This window comes from Caballeronia mineralivorans PML1(12), from assembly GCF_001028175.1.
Lineage (GTDB): Bacteria > Pseudomonadota > Gammaproteobacteria > Burkholderiales > Burkholderiaceae > Caballeronia > Caballeronia mineralivorans.
The window spans coordinates 1-3,239 of the sequence record NZ_AEJF01000233.1 but is presented as its reverse complement, the minus strand read 5'-3'; the positions used below and the strand labels follow the sequence as shown (position 1 = coordinate 3,239).

The 3,239-nt window shown below is 65.6% G+C and carries 2 protein-coding genes; both read right to left on the bottom strand.

Annotated elements, in window-relative coordinates:
• A partial coding sequence (bcsZ, locus tag EOS_RS38710) for a cellulose synthase complex periplasmic endoglucanase BcsZ (protein ID WP_235443102.1) occupies window positions 1-991 on the bottom strand: 991 nt, incomplete at its 3' end.
• Window positions 992-1,052: 61 nt separating this feature from the next.
• Window positions 1,053-3,239, bottom strand: a 2,187-nt coding sequence (gene bcsB, locus EOS_RS38705) for a cellulose biosynthesis cyclic di-GMP-binding regulatory protein BcsB (protein ID WP_047897518.1), incomplete at its 5' end; no start/stop codon positions are given.

The window sequence follows — 3,239 nt, the reverse complement described above, 5'->3', positions numbered from 1 at the left end:
CCACGGGCGCATCGAGCGCCGCGAGATGCGCGCGGGCGAGGCCAAGGCTGCGATCGTCGCCGAGCGTCTTGAAGTATGGTGCGAGCGCGGCCCAGTAACTGAGCGGGCCTTCGCCGCTCGTGACACCAGTTGCCACGTTCACGCGTTCCGGCGGATAACCGCTTTGCGTCACGGCCTGGCGCATGCCGCCGAGAGCGGCGAGCCACGGCTTGCTGAGCGGGTCGGCACTGGATGCAAGCCCGGCCCAGAGATACACGCGAATGGCGTCGTAGCTGCCGGTGTCGCGGTTCTGCGGATCGACGACAAACTGCCCCGCCTTGTACGCCGCCCAGTCGGGAGAAAAGCCGCGCGGCGCGGTGGTGGCGACGAGCTTGTAGCCATTCTCCGCAAGCTGGTTCCACGGTCCGTCCGGCATTTCGCGAGCGAGGCCGCGCAGCACCGGCAGCGGCGAATAGCTCGGATTGAGACGCGTCACGTCGCCCGTTATGAAACCTTGCGGACCGGGCAGCAGCATCGGTCCAAGGCCCGCGAGATTCGTCACTTCATGGCGCACGATCTGGGCCGCGAGGGCCAGACCCAGTTGCGTATAACTGTGCTCGTTCCAGAGACGTCCGGCTTGCAGCAGATCGTAGGCGATCCACAGATCGGAGTCGGAGGCGGAATTCGGATCGAGTACGCCGAACGAGCCGTCCGGCCTCTTGCCCCATTGCCATGACGGCAGCCGGACGTTGCCCGGCTCGAACTGGTTTGCCGCGAGGTTCGTGCGGGTCCAGGCGAGCAGCCGGTCGAAGGTCGCGCGGTCGTTGGCGACCAGGGCGAAGAACATGGCGTACGACTGGCCTTCGGATGTTGTCTGCTGCGTGGGGGTGGAGTAATCGATCACGCGGCCGTCGGGCTGCACGAAGCGTGCTGTGAACGTCCGGTACGCCGTCCAGTCGGTGCATTGCGGTGCCGCCGCTGTGGACGCGTGAGCGCTGAAAATGGAACCCATGCCGGTCAGCGCCAGCGCCAGAATTGCCGTCTTCGATCCACGTCTGAGACCAGCCTGCATATCAATCCCTCAAACGGCGCGCGGCAATGGCGCGCAGCGACCGGTAGAACAGTGCCGCGATGATGATGGCCGCGAGCAAACTGCCGAACACCAGCAAGAGCGGATGCGACGACAACGCCCAGCGCATGTATTCGAACGGCGACAGACTGCCGACGTAATACGCCTGGCCATTCGATGTCACCGTCACGTCGCGCCCGTGAATCACGGCCATGGCGCCCTGGATCTCGGGCAGCACGTCGTTGTCGAGCAAGGCGGCGGACAGGTCGGCATCGGACTGTCCTGCGGCGCTGATGAGCGCCACTGCGCTGCGATTGCTCTTCAGCGGCGACTCGAAGCCGGTGATGAGCGCGTCGCCGTTGGAACTCACGAGCGTCAGGTCGGCGCGCGCCGGCAGGCGCTCAACGCCGCGTTCGCCGTGCCACCAGTCGACCACCTTGAAGGCCACGTCGGAGAGTTCGAAGTTGCGTGATTCGCCGTCGCCGGAGAAGGGCATTTGCTTCGCCCAGCGCTGCAAGAGCGGCTGGCGGCCGGGCGAACCGAGGATCAGAAGATCTTTGTCGGCGAGGTTGTCGACCTGATCGGCCTGGGCAACAGTCACGCCGGCCACCGGATAACCCGTCGATGCACCCATGCGTCCCATCTCCAGCAGATACAGGCTGAAGTCGGCGGAGTTGGGATCGTTCGGCAGGATCACCGCTGTCTCCGACAAATCGGCCATGCGCGTGAACGGGAAACCGCCGTTGGCGAACGCGGCGAGATCCGGCAGCGCCATGTAGTGCGGGAAGCCCGACAAGTCGATGGTCGAATTCGGATCGATGGAACCCACCACGTTATCGAGCACGCGGCCCTGGCATTCGCCGGTCTTCGGGTAGTCGTAGTAGAAGTGCAGGCGCAACTGCGAGCGCGGCGTGAGCAGCAGCGGCGGCACGTAGATCTCATGACGCGCGGCGGCGGTCTTGTCGGGCAGCACGCGGTTGAAATAGCGGCCGAGATCGAACGTCGACGTGGCGACGGCAGGAATCCGCAGCGACTGCACGAAGGCGTCGTTCACGTTGATGTTCAGCGTCGACCGGTCGAGCGCGGGACGCACCGTGTAGCGATACCCCAGGTCGATCGGCACGCCCTTGGTCTGCCACATGAACAGGTCGGGCGGCACGCGCAGGTTCACGCGCACGGCGTCGGCGTTATAACCCGTCACCGACAGATCGCGTGCTTCGGCCAGTTCGCCGAAACGCACCGGGCGGTCGGTCGGCAGCCAGTTTGGCGCGTCGTAGGGCAAGCGCCGCGCGAAGTCGTTCAGCTGCGTAATGGTCACGCTCGCCCCGGACAAGGTGTTCTGGCCGATGCCGAGCGCTTTCGCGGCAGTCTTCAGTTCGGCGTCGTTGCGGCCCATCACGAGCAGCAGCCGGCCCCGTGAAGGCGTGTCCCGATCCACCACGGCAATGGTTGGGCCGGAGATATCGGGAATCTTCACGCCAGCGGGGCGCTGGTCGCCGGTGGCGAACACCACGGCATTGCCGGAGAGCGGCACGTTGTCGATCTGCGCCGGAAACACCGCGCCGCGATAACCGCTCAGCGATCCAAACCACGACGCCACGGCGCCTGCTGCTTCAAGCGTAGCCGCGCTCGGTTTTTGCGGGAGCACGAACGGCAGTTCGAGGCGGCGGACATCGCGGCGATCGAAGAAAGGCGCGGGCAACGCGGCGAGATCCGGCTTGCTTTCAAGCGATGCATACGTCAGGTCGAGCGAGCTCGCGTTGCTGACGGTCGCCCACAGCGTGGAGTTCGACGGGTCCTCGCATTGCTGCGTGTAGTGGCCGATCAACTGCACGTTCAGGTGATTGAATTCGGTGATGAAGCGCGGGTCGATGGATACATCGCGCGCGACCAGGATGCCGGCCTGTTCGCGCGGCACCGGCAGCGTCGCGGCGACTTCGCCGTTGACCAGCACTTTGAGTTGCGAAATCGACGGCAGCAGCGAGGGCGAATAGCTGTAGATCAGATGCAGCACCGCGCTGGTCACGACTTCGTCGCCGCGTACCGAGAACGGCACGCCGTTCTGGCCGTCGGTGCCGCGCAGTTGCAGCGGATCGAGCGCGCCAAGGTCGGTGAACGTGAGCGTCTGGCGACGGCCACCGGGCACCAGCGTGCCGGGCTCGGCCGTGGTGGGCGTTCTGGATGCGAGGGT